Annotated in this window: 16 protein-coding genes and 5 pseudogenes; 13 read left to right on the top strand and 8 right to left on the bottom strand. The window is 38.6% G+C overall.

What is annotated here, in order from left to right; translation table 11 throughout:
* Complete coding sequence (locus tag LZ575_RS13175; protein WP_311195778.1) at positions 1–474, bottom strand: hypothetical protein; 474 nt, start codon at positions 472–474, stop codon at positions 1–3.
* A gap of 221 nt (positions 475–695) precedes the next feature.
* On the opposite strand from LZ575_RS13175, the gene greA reads away from it, so the two are divergent.
* The 3 genes from greA (at position 696) to LZ575_RS13160 (ending at position 2470) form a co-directional block, all read left to right on the top strand.
* Complete coding sequence (gene greA, locus LZ575_RS13170) at positions 696–1172, top strand: transcription elongation factor GreA (RefSeq protein ID WP_235324984.1); 477 nt, start codon at positions 696–698, stop codon at positions 1170–1172.
* A 99-nt stretch (positions 1173–1271) separates the two neighbouring features.
* Positions 1272–1664: an HIT family protein gene (locus LZ575_RS13165; RefSeq protein ID WP_235324983.1), complete on the top strand. Its 393-nt coding sequence runs from the start codon at positions 1272–1274 to the stop codon at positions 1662–1664.
* A 140-nt stretch (positions 1665–1804) separates the two neighbouring features.
* Positions 1805–2470 (top strand): haloacid dehalogenase-like hydrolase, encoded by a 666-nt coding sequence (locus LZ575_RS13160; RefSeq protein ID WP_235324982.1) that lies wholly within the window; start codon positions 1805–1807, stop codon positions 2468–2470.
* Here the strand turns inward: LZ575_RS13160 and LZ575_RS13155 are convergent.
* Positions 2467–3642: pseudogene (locus LZ575_RS13155) on the bottom strand (sensor histidine kinase). The gene LZ575_RS13160 and the pseudogene LZ575_RS13155 sit on opposite strands and share 4 nt — an antisense overlap.
* A 108-nt stretch (positions 3643–3750) precedes the next feature.
* On the opposite strand from LZ575_RS13155, the pseudogene LZ575_RS13150 reads away from it, so the two are divergent.
* The 3 genes and pseudogenes from LZ575_RS13150 to aat all read left to right on the top strand — a co-directional run bounded on the left by LZ575_RS13150 (position 3751) and on the right by aat (position 5771).
* Positions 3751–4633 (top strand): annotated as a pseudogene (locus LZ575_RS13150) (flavin reductase family protein).
* Positions 4633–5007 (top strand): DUF3127 domain-containing protein, encoded by a 375-nt coding sequence (locus tag LZ575_RS13145; protein ID WP_235330731.1) that lies wholly within the window; start codon positions 4633–4635, stop codon positions 5005–5007. The pseudogene LZ575_RS13150 and the gene LZ575_RS13145 overlap by 1 nt, the downstream one beginning before the upstream one ends.
* A 124-nt stretch (positions 5008–5131) precedes the next feature.
* Positions 5132–5771, top strand: a pseudogene (aat, locus tag LZ575_RS13140) (leucyl/phenylalanyl-tRNA--protein transferase).
* A 29-nt stretch (positions 5772–5800) separates the two neighbouring features.
* Here the strand turns inward: aat and LZ575_RS13135 are convergent.
* The 6 genes and pseudogenes from LZ575_RS13135 to LZ575_RS13110 form a co-directional block, all read right to left on the bottom strand.
* A complete protein-coding gene (locus LZ575_RS13135) occupies positions 5801–6388 on the bottom strand; it encodes a DNA-3-methyladenine glycosylase I (protein WP_235324980.1) in 588 nt (195 codons plus the stop codon).
* A gap of 3 nt (positions 6389–6391) precedes the next feature.
* Positions 6392–7111, bottom strand: coding sequence for a hypothetical protein (locus LZ575_RS13130; protein ID WP_235324979.1), 720 nt, complete (start codon positions 7109–7111; stop codon positions 6392–6394).
* 36 nt (positions 7112–7147) lie between these two features.
* Entirely contained in the window at positions 7148–7849 is a 702-nt protein-coding gene (gene truB, locus LZ575_RS13125; RefSeq protein WP_235324978.1) for a tRNA pseudouridine(55) synthase TruB, read from the bottom strand.
* Between the two features lie 55 nt (positions 7850–7904).
* A pseudogene (locus LZ575_RS13120) lies at positions 7905–8704 on the bottom strand (undecaprenyl-diphosphate phosphatase).
* A 2-nt stretch (positions 8705–8706) separates the two neighbouring features.
* Positions 8707–8985: a DUF3098 domain-containing protein gene (locus LZ575_RS13115; protein WP_235324977.1), complete on the bottom strand. Its 279-nt coding sequence runs from the start codon at positions 8983–8985 to the stop codon at positions 8707–8709.
* Between the two features lie 121 nt (positions 8986–9106).
* Positions 9107–9985 (bottom strand): ABC transporter permease, encoded by an 879-nt coding sequence (locus tag LZ575_RS13110; protein WP_235324976.1) that lies wholly within the window; start codon positions 9983–9985, stop codon positions 9107–9109.
* A 175-nt stretch (positions 9986–10160) separates the two neighbouring features.
* Here LZ575_RS13110 and leuS point away from each other — a divergent pair.
* The 7 genes and pseudogenes from leuS to LZ575_RS23735 all read left to right on the top strand — a co-directional run bounded on the left by leuS (position 10161) and on the right by LZ575_RS23735 (position 17182).
* Positions 10161–12984, top strand: a pseudogene (gene leuS / locus LZ575_RS23740) (leucine--tRNA ligase).
* A gap of 59 nt (positions 12985–13043) precedes the next feature.
* Complete coding sequence (locus LZ575_RS13085) at positions 13044–13655, top strand: DUF4230 domain-containing protein (RefSeq protein WP_235324971.1); 612 nt, start codon at positions 13044–13046, stop codon at positions 13653–13655.
* Between the two features lie 156 nt (positions 13656–13811).
* Positions 13812–14051, top strand: a complete 240-nt coding sequence (locus LZ575_RS13080; RefSeq protein ID WP_235324970.1) for a hypothetical protein — start codon at positions 13812–13814, stop codon at positions 14049–14051.
* Complete coding sequence (locus LZ575_RS13075; protein ID WP_235324969.1) at positions 14042–14359, top strand: type II toxin-antitoxin system RelE/ParE family toxin; 318 nt, start codon at positions 14042–14044, stop codon at positions 14357–14359. Before LZ575_RS13080 ends, LZ575_RS13075 begins: the two co-directional genes overlap by 10 nt.
* A 45-nt stretch (positions 14360–14404) precedes the next feature.
* A complete protein-coding gene (locus LZ575_RS13070) occupies positions 14405–14764 on the top strand; it encodes an MmcQ/YjbR family DNA-binding protein (protein WP_235324968.1) in 360 nt (119 codons plus the stop codon).
* A 16-nt stretch (positions 14765–14780) separates the two neighbouring features.
* Positions 14781–16550, top strand: coding sequence for a MutS-related protein (locus LZ575_RS13065; RefSeq protein ID WP_235324967.1), 1770 nt, complete (start codon positions 14781–14783; stop codon positions 16548–16550).
* Between the two features lie 29 nt (positions 16551–16579).
* Entirely contained in the window at positions 16580–17182 is a 603-nt protein-coding gene (locus LZ575_RS23735) for a hypothetical protein (protein ID WP_311195777.1), read from the top strand.
* Positions 17183–17378 lie beyond the last annotated feature (196 nt).

Raw genomic sequence — 17378 nt, 5'->3', positions numbered from 1 at the left:
TTAATTATAAACCTCCAGCACATTACCATTTTTCCTAAGCCTGTATGGCTTCAAGGAATACTGGCCTGTTCCGGCAGTTAATTCTCCTGTAAGAATATTATAGGAATTACTGTCTTCACAACTACAGGTAGCAATTATTCCCTCCACAGTTAACCTTGAACAGTCTCTAAGGCTGTGGTTGGGATCGCTTAATTCAAAAGCTGTATACTGGGTGTTATTAATATTGTAAACCACCACTCCATTTAGCCCTTGGTTATAGGTGACGTAACTGTTCCCAGGAAAGTTGAGGCTATTGTATTCCGGGAGGCTAAGATTAATGACCATTCTAAAGCTGATTTCCGGAAGAAACGGGTTGGATTGCCTTACTTCACTATCTGGGCTACAGGAAAAAACCAGCGATAAAACTACTAATGATAAGCCCGCTTTTTTAAGGAATTCCGATAGGCTCACGGCTGCAATTTTAATTGTTTTCAAGATTAAAATTTATTATATTTGTTTAGACAAATCCCGTTACGCATGGGATTTTTTGTATTTAATGATAGTGATAAAAATCATATTCGCAATAAATCGATCTTTTTAAGATCCCACCAAACTTAAGGCTAATAAGTTTTGGTCTTAAAAAATCACTCAAAAATATATAGCTACAGGATCAAAAGAATTATTCTTTTAATTCTATAATGTTAAACGAGAAAGTTATGAGCAAAGTATCTTATTATACAGCTGAAGGTTTAAAAAAACTGAAGGACGAGCTTAATCAACTAAGAGATGTGGAACGTCCAAAAGCTTCAGAGGCAATTGCCGAAGCACGTGACAAAGGGGATTTAAGTGAAAATGCCGAATATGATGCGGCCAAGGAAGCACAGGGTTTGCTTGAAATGAGGATTTCCAAAATGGAAGAAATTGTCGCAAATGCCCGCCTTATAGATGAATCACAACTAGATACCTCTAAGGTGCTGGTGCATTCTCTTGTGAAGATTAAGAACCTGGCGAATAAAATGGAGGTTACCTATAAACTGGTGGCTCAAAGTGAAGCCGATCTAAAAAGTGGAAAAATTTCAGTTGATTCTCCTATTGGTAAGGGATTGCTGGGAAAGAAAGAAGGCGATACTGCTGAAATTAATGTTCCAAACGGAAAACTTAATTTTGAGATCCTGAAAATCTGGAGAGAGTAATATTTACCTATAAAATTAAAAAATCCTTTTCCCTTCTGCAGGCCGGAAGTGAAAAGGATTTTTTAATTTAGTTCCTTATCAACAGCTAAGTAAAACAGCATGGCAACAATTTTTTCAAAAATAATAAGTGGAGAGATTCCCTCTTACAAAGTAGCGGAAACAGAAGAATTTCTCGCTTTCCTGGATATAAATCCTAATACCCAAGGCCACACCCTTTGTATTCCTAAAAAAGAGGTGAACAAAATTTTTGATCTTGACGAAAATACATATACCCGGTTGATGCAGTTTTCAAGAAAAGTTGCCATTGCCCTGGAAAAGACGGTGCCCTGTAAAAGAGTGGGAATGACGGTAATAGGCCTTGAAGTTCCTCACGTGCACGTACATCTCATACCTTTAAATTCTATGGGGAATATGGACTTTGGTAAAAAAGTAAATATGTCTAAAGAAGAATTTGAACAGCTGGCAGCTGAGATACAGTCAAATTTTGAATAGAACTGTCCTGAGTAAGTAGTGGATTAGATTACTGTAGTCAAATCAATTTAAAAATTGGCTTTTATTTAAGTTAAGAAAATCTTTGGCTTCACCCGGGAAGTAGAACTTTTCTTTAGCTTTGTTTACTATAAGCAGAGGTTATGGAAAACAATGCAACCGAAAGTGGGGGAAAGCAAGAGGAGGATGTGGTAAAGGTTGTAATATTTGACCTTAACGGCACCTTTTACCACGAAAGTTCTAAAGAAGAATTTTATAAGTTTATTCTTTCTAAAAGGCCTAATCGCATAAAGTACATTTTTGAAATGACGTACTACTATGTGAGAAAAAAGCTGAACAAAATTAACGAGACAGAATTTAAAGAAAATTTCTTCAATTATCTTGATGAGTTTCCGCCCGCACAGGTAAAGGAATATGCGAAAGCTTATTGGCAACAGGAGTTTCCCGATAAGTTCAATAAAGAACTTCTTCAAAAGTTTGACACTTTTAGAGATCGTAAAGATGTGGTTCTTTATTGTGCAACAGGAGGGTTGGAATTATATGTAAAACCACTTTTCGATCTCTATCCCATTGACGGTTTTGCAGGCACCCAGGTTAAATATAATGGAAAAACCTATGTTGTTGAAGGTTTAGCCTGTAAAGAAGAGGAAAAACTCGAGCGTCTAAGTAAATTTCTTAAGGGAAGACCATACAGAATAATTGAGGCGTATTCTGACAGTAAGGAAGAAATTTTAAAACGGGCAGAAAAGGCTTATTTGTTGGATGATGGAGAAATTAAACCTTACAATAAATCTGAAGAAAAGGATTAAGTTATACTTAGCTGCCCCTCTTCATTAATCTTCCTTAGCGCAATTTGAAAAGTCGTTCCTTTATTCAGCTCACTATGGAATACTTTTATTTTGCCCTTGTGATATTGTTCAATAATTCTTTTAGCCAGGGAGAGTCCTAGTCCCCATCCGCGCTTTTTTGATGTGTAGCCCGGTTCAAATACGAGGTTAAACTTGTGTTTGGGAATTCCTTTTCCTGTGTCCTTTATATAAATGTAGACCCATTTTGAATCCTGCTTTATTTCGATTATCAGCTTTCCTTTGCCACGCATGGCATCAACAGCATTTTTCACCAGGTTTTCTATGGTCCAGCTGTATAGAGATGGGTTAAGCTTTGCATAAATTGGAGAATGCGGGGTAATGAGTTGAAATTCTATAAGCTCAGAACTTCTAACCTTTAAATAAGTATAGCTTTCCAGGGTTGCTTCTACAAGTTCAGTAGTAGAAAGAATAGGGGCTGAGCCTATTTTTGAAAATCTTTCAGTAATGGTTCGAAGCTAGTCCACGTCTTTTTCAATTTCCGCTATATAGGTTTTATCAATGTTTTCTTCCTTTAAGATTTCGGTCCAGCCAATAAGTGAGGAAAGAGGGGTGCCTATTTGATGAGCTGTTTCTTTTGCCATTCCCGCCCATAATTTATTTTGCTCACTCGATTTTGTGGTAGTATAGAAGAAATAAACAACACCTATAAATAAAAAGATGATAAGCAATAGACCAATAGGATAATACTTTATTTTAGTAAGTAAGGGGGAATCGCCATAATAGATCTTTTGAACTTGATTTTGCCCCAGGACCATTTCTATGGGTTCATTTTCCGATTTTAGTTTTTTAAGGTAGCTACTAAGCTTTTCTTCATTTCCCTCTATTCCGTCCGGCAAATTAAGCCCATCAATAATACTCTCATTCTCATCTACCCAAATTGTTGGAATAGTAGTGTTACTGTTAAGAACCTGTAGAGTAAGAGCAATCTCCGTTTCATTATCGGTTTGATCCAGAAATTCCTGGGCAGATGCCCATATTTCCATCTTACCGCGTTCATCCTCCTTAAGGCGCTCAAAAAATATAGAAGTGTTCCACAGGATAAGGGCGACGATAAATAAAGAGGAAATTATAATGAACCAACGGGCTAAGTTTCGTTCGTCAGTAAAATTCATGAAACCGATTTATAGTAGATTTAAAGATAACCACTTTCTGTTAATATTATTGTTGGAGTGAGGTTTTTCATTACTGCCCCTATTCGTTATCTTTGTGAAAAATCGATAATGCTTTCTCTTGATCCCAAAGAAATTAGCACAGGGAAAACTCACCAGTATTTGCTGGGAGCAGTAGGGCCAAGGCCTATTGCTTTCGCCAGCACTGTAGATAAAGATGGCAGGCCCAACCTGTCCCCCTTTAGTTTTTTTAATGTCTTTAGTGCCAATCCTCCTATTCTAATTTTTTCACCTGCCAGGAGAGGAAGAGATAACACGGTGAAGCACACTTATCTTAATGCTAAAGCCACGAAAGAGGTAGTGATAAATATTGTCAATTTTGAAATGGTGCAACAAATGTCGCTTGCGAGTTCAGAATATGCCGAAGGTATTAATGAATTTGAAAAAGCGGGATTTACGATGTTGAAATCAGATCTTGTTTTACCCTACAGGGTTGCTGAGTCTCCGGCACAATTTGAGTGTAAGATCAATGAAGTAATAGAACTGGGAACCCAGGGCGGGGCAGGGAATCTTGTAATTTGTGAAGTGGTAAAAATGCATTTTCACGATTCAATTCTCGATGAATCAGGGGCAATAGATCAATCAAAAATAGATCAGGTTGCAAGAATGGGAGGTAATTGGTATACTCGTGCCAACATGGGAATGTTTGAGGTTCCAAAACCTTTGACTACCTTGGGGATAGGTGTAGACAGTATTCCCGATGAAATTCGAAACAGCAATGTTTTGACTGGAAATGACTACGGAAAATTAGGAAATATTGAATCCCTTCCGACCCGTGAGGAAATTGAGCAATTTTTGATGGAAGAAACTGCTGTGGCAGAACTGGTAGAAAATGGTGAAACTGAAGAGATCCATAAGGAAGCACAAAGATATCTAAAACAGGAAAACATTGCCAGAAGCCTGGAAATTATTATTAGCTAAAAATATTAAATGATGGAAGTACAAGGAAAAATTAAAATGATTGGTGAAACCCAAACTTTTGGTAGTAACGGGTTTAGAAAAAGAGAGGTTGTTGTAACTACAGAAGAGCAATATCCACAACATATAATGGTTGAATTTGTACAGGATAAAACAGACCTTTTAAACAATTTCCAGGTGGGGCAACCTGTGAAAATAGGAGTAAACCTAAGAGGTAGGGAATGGGTAAATCCTCAGGGCGAAACAAAATATTTTAATTCAATCCAAGGATGGAGAATTGAAAATCTGCAGCAGGGAGCTTCTGGAGGACAAAACGTTCCGCCACCTTCAGATCAATTTGAACCAGCGCAAGATCTTAACGACGAGGACTATGATGATCTTCCGTTTTAAGTAAAGACGGTACTGCAAAGTCTAATCAAATTTATAATTATTTAATAAAAGCTTGGTATCTATTTATGATGCCGGGCTTTTGTTGTTTCTGGGTTTCTTGTAATTTTAAAGAAAAGAGACAAAATTGAATTCCATAGATAAACATCAGGATTTTCCGCCTATTGAGGCCGCACGTAATGATGGTTTGCTCGCTATAGGCGGGACTATAACTGTTAAACGTTTGCTGGAAGCATACAACCTAGGTATATTTCCCTGGTATGATGCCTCACAGCTTAGTGCTTTGGTGGAGTCCCGATCCCAGGATGGTGTTGTTTCCAGAAAAGTTAAAAGTATCTAAAAGCATGAAACGCTTATTTAAGAAAAATGCTTTTAAAGTTACTATGAACCGGGATTTTAAAGCTGTTATTGAAAATTGTGCTCAAATGGAGCGGGAGGGGCAGGTAGGAACCTGGATTACTTCTGAACTTCAGGATGCTTTTTTGGTACTTTATAAATTGGGTATTGCCCAATCTATTGAGGTGTGGCAGAATGATGAACTTGTTGGAGGCCTTTACGGATTATACCTAAAGGAAAAGAACTTATTTTGCGGGGAAAGTATGTTTTCAAAAGTGAGTAATGCTTCGAAATATGGTTTTATTTATCTTGTTGAAAAACTGCGGAAGGAAGGCGTTAAATTAATAGACTGCCAGGTTTATACAGAACATTTATCGAGCCTGGGCGCCGAGGAAATCTCACGCGAAAAGTTTAAAGAATTCCTGAAGTAGTTGTAGCGGGGGAAGTTTAAGTGTGTTTATTAACTTTCTTCAGAAAACTTCTTCACCTCTTTAAATCTAAAACAACTCAATTCGTGGTCGTTTACCATTCCCGTTGCCTGCATATGTGCGTACATCACTGTCGAACCCACAAATTTAAACCCACGCTTTTTCAAATCTTTGCTAAGGTTATCACTCAGGGAAGTGGTAGCAGGAGCCTGTTTGTAATTTTCGACCTTATTCTGGATAGGGGAATGATCTACAAATCCCCAGATGTATTTGCTGAAACTTCCAAATTCTTCCTGTATCTGCATAAAGGCCCGCGCATTGCTCACTGTGGCTTTGACCTTCAGCTTGTTTCTGATGATTCCGGTATCCTGCAGTAAGCTTTCCAGTTTTTCTTCGGAATATTCTGCTATTTTCCGATAGTTGAAATCGTCCAAAGCTCTTCTGAAGTTTTCCCGCTTCCGAAGGATAGTGATCCAGCTCAATCCCGCCTGAAAGGTTTCGAGCACTAAAAATTCGAAGAGTTTTTCATCATCATAGACGGGTACTCCCCATTCAGTATCGTGATACTCCTCATAAAGAGCGTCTCCAACACACCAGCCGCAACGGTTCTTTTCTTTCATAAACTAACGCTGAAATTGATAAGTAATAGTTCCCGGCTGGGATTCCCTTCCGGCTAAATCGCTGAAAACAGCCTGAGCTGCATAATTCTGTGCATTCTCGATGAGGCACTCATTGGATGAAGTAGAGCTGGCCTTGTTGTAGCTGGTAGAGGTTACCCTCCCCAGGGAATTGACCTTAATATTAATGACTATTTTTCCTGCCACGTCACAGGTATAGATAGGATTTGGAATGTTAACTGCTGTTCTTCCCTGAAGTGAAAAGGTAATGGAGCTATCGTCCATTCCCCCGCTTTGAGTGGAGGTTTGTTGAGAAGTATTATTTCCGTCTGATCTTTTTTTAGGTTGCTCCTTTTTTGAGGATGGAAGATTTACAGTACCTGTTGATGCAGTTGGATCACTTTCTGAAGTTTCTTCCCGGGCAGCACTGTTTCTCTCAAAGATCTCGTTTAATTGCTGGTCAAAATTAGTACTTCGTGCCTTCTCATTTTCATTAAAGGCCCGATGGGTTTGAACATTGGGACGGGTTTGTCGCTGCTCGGGCACTTCTTCGGGTTCCTGTTCCGGTTTTTCCTGTTCCAGGGTTTTAAAGCTTTCAAGATCTACCAGTAATTCCTTCGTCTTTTGATTATTGCTCGAAAGAGTAAAATTGTAAAGTCCCAAAACAATGATTCCAAATATGAGGAGAGTTATGATAAGGGCTTTATGTCGATCAAAAAAATCCATAGAAGTAAAACTACCAAAAAAGGAATTTATTCTTGCTTAAGGTAGCAAATTTTCAAAGCCCTCAATATCAAAAGCATCCTCAACCTTAAAGTCTCCAATTTTGGTTCTGCGTAAAGAGGAGAGGTGTGCACCACTCCCAACTGCTTTCCCGAAGTCATTTGCAAGGCTTCTTATGTAGGTTCCTTTGCTGCACACTGTAAGAAAATCTATTTCAGGTAACCTGTTTGCAGTTATTTCAAAATCATGAATGACAACCTTTCTGGATTTTACTTCAACTTCCTCTCCACTGCGGGCATATTCATACAGGCGTTTTCCATCCTTTTTAAGAGCTGAAAAAACAGGGGGAACCTGGTCTATTTCTCCAATAAAATTGGATGTAGCTTGATGCAGCTTCTCATTTATAAGATGATCAACAGGATATTCTTTGTCAATCTCTGTTTCCAGGTCGTAAGAAGGGGTTGTTGCGCCAAGCGTAAAAGTCCCTGTATATTCTTTTTCCTGCCCCTGCAGTTCTTCAATTCTTTTGGTGAATTTTCCGGTGCATATAATTAATAGTCCCGTTGCCAAAGGATCTAAGGTTCCTGCGTGCCCAACTTTGATCTTTTTTATTTTGCAGCTCTGTCTTATTAGCCACCGAACTTTATTTACCAGCTGAAAAGAGGTCCAGCCCAGAGGTTTGTCAAACAGGAGAATTTGACCTTCTTTGAAATCATCAGGAGTAAAAACGTTTTGTTCCAATCTTTACACGTTGAAAAAGGAAGAACTAAGACTGTTGTCTCAGGCCCCTCACTGTTTATTGATTATAATATCCAAACAAAATAGCCAGGACTCCTGCGATAAAACAGTAAATGGCAAAATAAGATAATTTACTCTTTTTCACCAATTGAATCATCCAGGTACAGGCAACTATTCCTGCTATAAATGCCGCTATGAATCCAATGATTAAAATAGAGGGTTCTGTAGTGCTTTCTGCAAGATCCCCATTTAAAATATCCTTGGCAATCTTTCCAAGGATCAATGGTACGACCATTAAAAAGGAAAATCTCGCTGCCTTACTTTTATCATTGCCCAATAAAACTGAAGTTGAAATGGTGGCTCCACTTCTGGAAATACCGGGAAGCATTGCAATAGCCTGGGCAATTCCAATAACTACAGCGTTTTTATAGCTCACAGGTTTTTGGGTGTCTTTAGCTTTATCTGCCAGCCATAAAAGCGCTGCGGTAATAAGGAGCATGAAGCCTACAAATAAAATATTACCTCCAAAAAGCTGTTCCAGTTCTTCTTCAAAGAACAAACCTATAAAAACAGCCGGGATCATTGAAAGGATGATCTTCAGGGAAAATTCTGTCTCGTTATTCCATTTAAATTGAAAAAGGCTTAGGTTAGGATTTCCCAAATATCTTTTCTAAAAACCACAATTGTACTAAGAGCCGTTGCCGCGTGAAGTACTACTGTAAACATTAAAGATTCACTTGGAATACTGTTGTCGCCCAAAATAGCTTTTCCAAGTTCCAAATGGCCGCTGGAGGAAACAGGTAAAAATTCGGTAAGACCCTGAACAATACCCAGGATCGCTGCATCAAATTCGTTCAATTTTATTTATTCTTTTTGGGGTTTAGTAAAATCGCATAAGCTTCTATTGCAAACCCTATGAGAACAAGGGCAGGAGCCAGGCGAATTCTTCGAAAATTGTAGATCTCCTCATTAAAAACATTAGGATCCTCACTACCACCACCTGCCATAAGAATAAACCCAAGTGCAATTACGCCAAGACCAATGAACATGAACATATAATTTCTTTTTCCGAAGACGAAATTAAGGTCCTGCCTGTGCAACGGTTTTTTATCTTGATTTAATCCTTGTGGTCTGGCCATGGCAAAAGGTAATTTTAATTAAAACAACAAAGTTATACAATCAAGAGTATTTTTGCAGTAGATGTACTGCTCAAATTTTCTTCAATCTTTTCCTCTTTTACTATTAATAATACAACTACTATTAATAATACAACTCATCTGTCTTTAGGTTAAGAAACCTTGAGGTTGCAAAAAAGGTACTTAACCAGGTAATTAAGATCCCCATTAAAAAGATCCCAATAAACAATGCGGAAAGCAGGGAAATATCTTTTAGTAATTCAAGTTCAGGAAATGTGGAGTTAAGATAATATAAAACTATTGCCATCCCTATAAGTGCGAGAACGGCACCTATAATTCCCAGTTTCACACTTTGCCAGATAAAGGGGCTCCTGATAAAATTTTTGGTTGCCCCAACCATTTGCATTGTTTTAATAATAAAGCGTTTTGAATAAACGGCGAGTCTTATGGAACTGTTTATTAAGAGAACGGCAATAAAGGTAAATATCCCGCTTACAATGAGGATCCAGAAACTTATTTTCTTTACGTTGTCGTTGAGCAGGGCAATTAAAGGCTTATCATAAACCACTTCATCCACAAAATTTTTAGATGTAAGTTCTGTCGCAATGGTATCTATTTGCTCCGGAGAAACATAATCTGCCTTCATATAGACATCTATAGAATTCTGTAGCGGGTTGTATCCCAGGAATTCCATAAAATCCTCTCCAATTTCCTTACTGTGTTCTTCCGCAGCTTGTTCTTTAGAAATAAACGTGCTGGATTTGGTATATTCAGCCATAGCAAGGCTTTTCTTTAACTGCTCTATTTCTACTTCCTTGGCAGTGTCCTTCAGGTAAACAGTGAGGGCAATTTGTTCCTTAAAATGGTCGGCTACTTTTTTGGTGTTCAGGACCAAAAGCCCCAGCAGACCCAGCAAAAAAAGCACGAGAGAAATACTTATAACAACAGAAAAATAAGAAGAGATCAATCGGCGTTTTTGATACTTTTCAAAAGATGTACTCATAGAGTGGGGTCAGATTTTTTTGTAAAAATAAGAAAGTTATACAATCCCTTTCTTTAAAACGCTCAAACTTTTCACTTTCGTACATTAAACGTATTTTTGCGCCAACATCCCCGAATTTAGGGGTTTAGAGCGAAAATATAAAGTTGAAGATTTCAGTTAAGAAATAAATTCCATAATGAATTACCATTTTAATAAAATAGAGGAGAAGTGGCAGCGGTATTGGGCCCAAAATCAAACTTATAAAGCGTCAAACTCTTCCTCAAAAGAAAAGTTTTATGTGCTGGATATGTTTCCTTACCCTTCCGGAGCAGGTTTACACGTGGGTCATCCGCTGGGATATATTGCCAGTGATATTTATGCCAGATACAAACGCCACAAAGGTTTTAACGTGTTGCATCCTCAAGGCTATGACAGTTTTGGTCTTCCCGCCGAGCAATATGCGATCCAGACAGGACAGCATCCCGCTTTAACAACTGAAGAAAACATAAAGAGATACCGGGAGCAGCTTGATAAAATTGGTTTTTCCTTTGACTGGAGCAGGGAAGTACGTACCAGTGAACCTGATTATTATAAATGGACACAATGGATCTTCATTCAATTATTTGAATCCTGGTATGATGTTGATGCAGACAAAGCACGTGGAATTACTGAGCTTGAAGAAATATTTTCTGCGGAAGGAAACAGAAAAGTAAGAGCAGCTTGTGATGATGATGTGACTGAATTTTCTGCGGAACAATGGAATTCTTTTTCTTCTGAAGAGAAACAGGGAATATTACTGAAATACAGGCTCACGTACTTAGCTGAAACTGAAGTTAACTGGTGCCCGCAGCTGGGAACTGTTCTTGCCAATGATGAGATCGTCAACGGAGTTTCTGAAAGAGGAGGCTATCCTGTGGTTCGTAAGAAAATGACACAATGGAGCATGAGGATCTCTGCTTACGCCGAACGTTTGCGTGCAGATCTTGATAAGATCGACTGGAGTGAAAGCTTAAAGGAGAGTCAGCGCAACTGGATAGGGAAATCTGTTGGAGCCCACATAAACTTCCAGGTTCCAAATTCCAAATTCCAGATAGGAGTTTTTACTACCCGTCCTGATACCATTTTTGGAGTCACATTTATGACCCTTGCTCCGGAACATGATCTTGTTCCAAAGATCACTACTGAAGAACAAAGAGAAGAGGTAGAAGCATATATTAAAGCCAGTGCGAAAAGAAGTGAAAGGGATAGAATGGCTGATGTTAAAACCATCTCCGGTGTTTTTACAGGAGCTTATGCCGAACATCCTTTTACTAAAGAACCTAGTGCCAATCTGGATTGGAGATTACGTTCTGGCAGGATATGGTACAGGAGCGGTAATGGCCGTTCCTTGTGGTGATCAAAGGGATTATGATTTTGCCAAACATTTTGATATTCCTATCAAGAACATATTTGCAAATGCAGATATTTCGGAAGAAGCATTTTCCGGAAAAGAAGGTGCTGTAATAAAAGATTCAGATTTTCTAAGCGGTCTGGAGTATAAAGAAGCTCTTCCAAGAGTAATCGAAGAATTGGAAAAAATTGGAGCAGGTAAGGGAAAAACCAACTATAGGTTAAGAGACGCAGTTTTCAGCAGACAAAGATATTGGGGAGAGCCTTTTCCGGTTTACTATGTCAATGGATTACCTCAAATGATAGATGAAAAGTATCTGCCTTTGCGTCTTCCTGATGTTGAGAAATACCTTCCTACAGAAGAAGGTGAACCCCCATTGGGCCGTGCCAAGAACTGGTATTGGAATACCAAAACGAATGAAATTGTCTCCCCTCCTTCGGAGGGGATGGGGGAGGATATTTATCCTCTCGAGCTTAATACAATGCCGGGTTGGGCAGGAAGTTCCTGGTACTTATTCCGATATATGGATCCGCACAATGAGGACCGATTTGTGTCTAAAGAAGCACAGCAGTACTGGGAGAATGTTGACCTCTACATTGGGGGGAAGTGAGCATGCCACAGGGCATTTATTGTATTCCAGGTTCTGGACAAAATTCCTTTACGACCGCGGGCAGCTGACTGTAGAAGAACCATTTAAAAAGCTGATCAATCAGGGAATGATCCTGGGTCAGAGTGCTTTTGTTTATCGGGTTGAAGGTGAAAACAAACTTATATCCAAAAATCTTGTTGGAGATACAGCTGTGCAACCAATTCACGCAGATGTTTCCCTGGTAAACTTTTCTGATGAACTGGATATAGAAGCATTTAAGAAATGGCGTCCGGAGTTTGAAATCTCTGAATTTATTACCGAAGAAAATGGCGCTTACATCGTTGGCCGGGAAGTTGAAAAAATGTCCAAATCCAAGTACAATGTTGTAAATCCCGATGAGATTTGTCAGCAGTACGGGGCAGATACTTTAAGGATGTACGAAATGTTCCTTGGGCCTCTGGAACAGGCGAAACCATGGAATACCGCGGGAATTACTTGGGTGTACACAGTTTTCTAAAAAAACTCTGGAAACTCTACCACAACAATGACGCATTTGTTGTTTCTGAAGGATCTGCATCTAAAGATTCCTTAAAAACCCTGCACAAAACGATCAAAAAAGTAACTGAGGATATCGAGGCTTTCAGCTTCAATACTTCGGTCTCTACATTTATGATCTGTGTAAATGAACTTACTGCCCAAAATTGTAATCAGAGAGATGTTTTGGAGCCATTAGCTATATTAATTGCACCTTATGCGCCTCATATTGCAGAGGAGTTGTGGGAAAAATTAGGGCATTCAGAATCTATAACTACTGCGGAATATCCTGTTTACGACGAGAAGTACTTAGTAGAAAGCACTAAGGAATATCCAATTTCATTTAATGGGAAAACGCGCTTTACATTGGAGCTACCACTCGATTTAAGTAAAGATGAGATCGAAAAGGAAGTTATGCAGAATGAGAAGACACAAAAGCAACTGGAAGGAAGGACGCCAAAGAAGATTATTGTAGTACCGGGAAAGATCGTAAATATTGTCGGGTGATTTGCAGTAAATTAGCGGGAGAGGCAGCTGCCCTTTAAAGCTTTTTTTATATTTGATATATGGAGTTACTTTTTATTGGTCTTGGCGCGGGGGCTATTGTGGCATATTTCATATTTGCGAGGTTTAACAAGTATCGCAGTAAAGAACGTGCCGATGAGCAATCTGTTATCCTGATGGACAAGATCCGCAGTGTATGTAAATTCATTACTGTAGAAGGAGATTTTTCTGAAATCTACCATTACGAAAATCTGAAGGAGAAGTATATGAGCCTTATTCTGGGAAAGAAGAAGGCCATTGTTCTTATTAATGCTAAAGCACATATAGGTTTTGATCTTAGCAAAATCAGAATGGAAAGTGACAATGAAGCGAAAAAGATCATCCTGACTAATTTCCCGCAGCCCGAACTGCTTACTGTGGAAACCGATTTTAAATATTACGACAAGAGAGAAGGCTGGGCCAATCCTTTTACAACTTCAGATCTTACTGATATTAACCGGGATGCTAAGAAACATATCGTAGATAAGGTCCCACAAAGCGGACTCATTGAAAAAGCGAGGAATGAAGCTCTTACAACCATCCTGCTCATTGAAAAAATTGTAGAGACTATTGGCTGGAAGCTGGATTACACTGCTCTTACTACAGATGTAAAGGATCAGCCGAAGCTGCATTAAAAAGTCTCTAATTCATCCAGCCTTATAAAGAAACCAAAGATTTATATCAATTCATTCCTCTGTTATGATATGCAATTTTAATAGTCGAATTGTTTTACAGAAGACATTGTCAACAAACTTAAAAGGAAGTCGTACATTTAATTAAAATTGATTAAAATGGACTTAAAAGCTCGAAAAATATCCTTTGTTCAGGAATTCTTTAGGCTGGAAAGCGAAGAATCGATTTCCAGATTTGAAGAATTATTGTTGAAGGAAAAGTTGAAAATTAACCAGGAACTTAAACCAATGTCTATTGAAGAACTAAGAGAGAGAATAGGAAAATCTCTTGAAGATTCACACGCCGGGCAGGTTACTGAGGTTAATGATTTGTTGCTGGAAATAGAGAAATGGAGATGAAAATTGTATGGACTAATTTTGCGAAAAATGAGCTCCGCAAAATTTTTCTCTATTACAATGAGGCAGCAGGTACTTCATTAGCAAGGAAGTTGGTTAATAAAATTATTCAAAATACTTTGGTGTTGCAAAGCCAACCGGGAATTGGTCAGGTAGAGAAACTTCTTTTAATTTCGGAACGAAATTTTCATTATCTCGTAGTAAGTAATTATAAGATTATTTATGTAATTAATCAGACCAAGGATCAGGTAGAAATTCTGGATATTTTCGACACCAGACAAAATCCTGATAAACTTGAAAGAAATTATTAAACACCTAATTTCCATACTTTAAAACCTGCCGTTTTATTCCTTCGTATGAACATAGAAATTTTCAGAAACTACTGCCTCGAGAAAAAAGGAGTAACCGAAGAACTTCCTTTTGGTCCTGATACTTTAGTTTTAAAAGTCATGGGAAAAATGTTTGCAAGTGCGGGTCTTGATGAGGTACCGTTGCGGGTGAATCTCAAGTGTGATCCCGAGAAAGCTGTAGATCTTCGGGCAGAAAATCCTGAGGCTATTCTGCCGGGTTATCATATGAACAAGAAGCATTGGAATACAGTGGTCGTGGAGGGTAGTTTACCCAATTCGCTTATCTTTGAGCTTATAGACCATTCTTATCGATTGGTGGTAAAGGGACTTCCGAAAAAGGTTCGGGAGGAGCTTGAAAGCTTATAATATTTGAATTCGATTAATGACAGCAAATAATTTTTATACTTCTGAAAAAGATCTTCAGGAACAACATTTACAAAAAGCGAACAGGCAACTCAATATTGCAAGCACATTGCGGCTTCTGGTTTTTCTTCTCGTTGCTTACGGAATTTATTATTTTTTTGGGGAAACGAGAATAGTTGCCCTTATTGCTTTTGTGGGAATTGGAATTTTCCTGTTCCTTGTTTCCCGTCATACAGACCTTAAGTATGAGAGAGATAAGATCCAGGAACTGGTAAAATTAAATGAGCTGGAGTTAAGGGTTCTTGGCCGGGACTTCCACGATCTGCCAACAGGTAAGGAATATGAGGATCCGCTGCATCCCTACAGTCAGGATATTGATCTTTTTGGGAAGGGTTCTTTTTTTCAATATTTAAACCGCACAGCATTAAAGGAGGGAACAGATAGGTTGGCAGATTTGTTAACTGAAAATTCAATAGACGAAATTCTTGAAAAGCAGGAGGCAATAAAAGAGCTCTCTTCAATGGGAAAGTGGAGGCAGGAGTTTACTGCTGTTGCAAAATTAGTGAGAACAGAAACTAACTCACGCCAGGTACTAAGATGGTTTCTTACCTATAAACCTTTCGTTCCACAAATGATGAAGTGGGTGCCAATCGTTTTTAGCATAATTTCTCTGCTGGTAATTACGGGTTATATAATTGGATTTGTCACAGGAATGCAACTTTTTCTTTGGTTCTTGGTGGGGTTGATGATCACAGGTATTTTTATAAAAAAGGTCAATCTTCTCTCTGAAAGTGTAAATAAAGTGCAGGATACTTTTCATCAATACCATCAATTGTTGGACTTGTTGGAGAACACCAAATTTTCTTCGGAAGTTTTGCTTGAAAAAATACGACCTATTACCGAAGTTGAAGGGAAAGCTTCAAAAATTTTCAAGAAATTCTCCCGTTCCATTGATTCCCTGGAGCAACGAAATAACTTTCTGCTAGGGGTATTCCTCAACGGATTTTTACTGTGGGATCTTCAGCAATCCTACAGGCTGGAAAAATGGATTGTAAAGAACAGGCATCACGTGGAGAACTGGTTTGAGGTAATTGAATTCTTTGATGCTTATAACAGCCTGGGGAATTTTGCTTTTAACCATCAGGATTACACCTATCCTGTACTTGTACACGAAGTGCATACGGTAAAAGCTAAAGATCTTGCTCACCCTTTGCTGGATCCCAAAAAGCGGATTGCGAATGATTTTGAAATAAAGAAGGAAAATTTCTTTATTATCACCGGAGCCAATATGGCGGGAAAAAGCACATTTTTACGTACAGTTTCCCTGCAAATAGTAATGGCAAATATGGGCCTCCCTGTTTGTGCGAGTTCCTGTGATTACAGCCCAATCAAGCTTATTACCAGTATGAGAACCACAGATTCTTTAAGTGATGATGAATCCTACTTCTTTTCTGAACTTAAACGCCTGCAGTATATAGTAGGCGAAATTAAAACCGATAAATATTTTATCATTCTCGATGAGATCCTGAAAGGTACAAACAGTACAGACAAGGCTATAGGGAGCCGCAAATTTATCCAAAAGCTGGTAGGCTCCCAGTCAACCGGAATAATTGCCACGCACGATCTTAGCCTCTGTGAGGTGGCTGAGGAATTGCCACAGGTTAAAAATTACTATTTCGATGCTGAAATTATTAATGATGAACTCAACTTTGATTACAGGTTTAAGAACGGAGTCTGTCAAAATATGAATGCCTCATTTTTGCTGAAGAAAATGCAGATTGTCGATTAAGGTAGTATCAGGAAAAGGTCTATAGCTCAATGAAAAAATTTCTTCAGTTGAACAGGATACCGCTATTACTCACTATTTCAGCGTTTCTTTTTTATTGGTCTTTTGCTTATGATCTTGATCGGGGCGACTTTCTAAAACTCGTTTCTCTCTATGCCGGATTGTTCTTTTTGAGCTGGAAATTAATCCAGCTGAAGAAGAATAGTTTCTGGTTTCTTGCGGGAGTGGCATTAATCTTCAGATTTATTTTCATTGGAAGCATCCCCAATCTCTCGCAGGATTTCTACAGGTTCATTTGGGACGGGAGAATGTTGCTCAATGGTTTTAATCCTTTTCTCTCAGTCCCTGCAGAATTTATTACCGCAGGAGAAGCACCTGTCTCACAGGCGAAAGAACTATACCGAGGAATGGGAGAACTCAATGCCGGGAATTACACCAATTACCCGCCACTTCATCAGCTAATATTTGCTTTATCAGCAATCATTGGAGGCAAAAGCATAATAGGATCTATAATCGTAATGAGGGTCGTCATTATTGCTGCCGATTTTGGAATTTTATACTTCGGAAAAAAGATCCTTGAAAAGATGCAGCTGTTGTACACAGGATCTTTTGGTTTATTCTTAATCCCTTTGTGATAATTGAACTAACCGGAAATTTACATTTTGAGGGAATTATGCTGTTCTTCCTTGTGATGTCTTTTTATTTGCTTTTCACTTATAAGTGGCTCCTAAGTGCGATGGCATTTGCACTTTCAGTTTTAGTAAAATTGCTTCCGATAATGCTTCTACCGTTGTTTTTTGGCTATTTCTTCCGAAGAAATAAAACAGAAAA

This window comes from Antarcticibacterium sp. 1MA-6-2 (assembly GCF_021535135.1).
GTDB lineage: Bacteria > Bacteroidota > Bacteroidia > Flavobacteriales > Flavobacteriaceae > Gillisia.
The sequence above is the reverse complement of the archived record's forward strand: the minus strand, read 5'-3'. Positions and strand labels throughout refer to the sequence as shown.

Excerpts from the sequence above, each read along its gene's own strand:
- LZ575_RS13145 (WP_235330731.1), top strand. The coding sequence starts at position 4,633 with ATGGAAGTACAAGGAAAAATTAAAATGATTGGTGAAACCCAAACTTTT.
- LZ575_RS13085 (WP_235324971.1), top strand. The coding sequence starts at position 13,044 with ATGGAGTTACTTTTTATTGGTCTTGGCGCGGGGGCTATTGTGGCATAT.
- LZ575_RS13115 (WP_235324977.1), bottom strand. The coding sequence starts at position 8,985 with ATGGCCAGACCACAAGGATTAAATCAAGATAAAAAACCGTTGCACAGG.
- greA (WP_235324984.1), top strand. The coding sequence starts at position 696 with ATGAGCAAAGTATCTTATTATACAGCTGAAGGTTTAAAAAAACTGAAG.
- LZ575_RS13160 (WP_235324982.1), top strand. The coding sequence starts at position 1,805 with ATGGAAAACAATGCAACCGAAAGTGGGGGAAAGCAAGAGGAGGATGTG.
- LZ575_RS23735 (WP_311195777.1), top strand. The coding sequence starts at position 16,580 with ATGAAAAAATTTCTTCAGTTGAACAGGATACCGCTATTACTCACTATT.
- LZ575_RS13080 (WP_235324970.1), top strand. The coding sequence starts at position 13,812 with ATGGACTTAAAAGCTCGAAAAATATCCTTTGTTCAGGAATTCTTTAGG.
- LZ575_RS13065 (WP_235324967.1), top strand. The coding sequence starts at position 14,781 with ATGACAGCAAATAATTTTTATACTTCTGAAAAAGATCTTCAGGAACAA.
- LZ575_RS13135 (WP_235324980.1), bottom strand. The coding sequence starts at position 6,388 with ATGAAAGAAAAGAACCGTTGCGGCTGGTGTGTTGGAGACGCTCTTTAT.
- LZ575_RS13075 (WP_235324969.1), top strand. The coding sequence starts at position 14,042 with ATGGAGATGAAAATTGTATGGACTAATTTTGCGAAAAATGAGCTCCGC.
- LZ575_RS13110 (WP_235324976.1), bottom strand. The coding sequence starts at position 9,985 with ATGAGTACATCTTTTGAAAAGTATCAAAAACGCCGATTGATCTCTTCT.
- LZ575_RS13130 (WP_235324979.1), bottom strand. The coding sequence starts at position 7,111 with ATGGATTTTTTTGATCGACATAAAGCCCTTATCATAACTCTCCTCATA.
- LZ575_RS13070 (WP_235324968.1), top strand. The coding sequence starts at position 14,405 with ATGAACATAGAAATTTTCAGAAACTACTGCCTCGAGAAAAAAGGAGTA.
- LZ575_RS13165 (WP_235324983.1), top strand. The coding sequence starts at position 1,272 with ATGGCAACAATTTTTTCAAAAATAATAAGTGGAGAGATTCCCTCTTAC.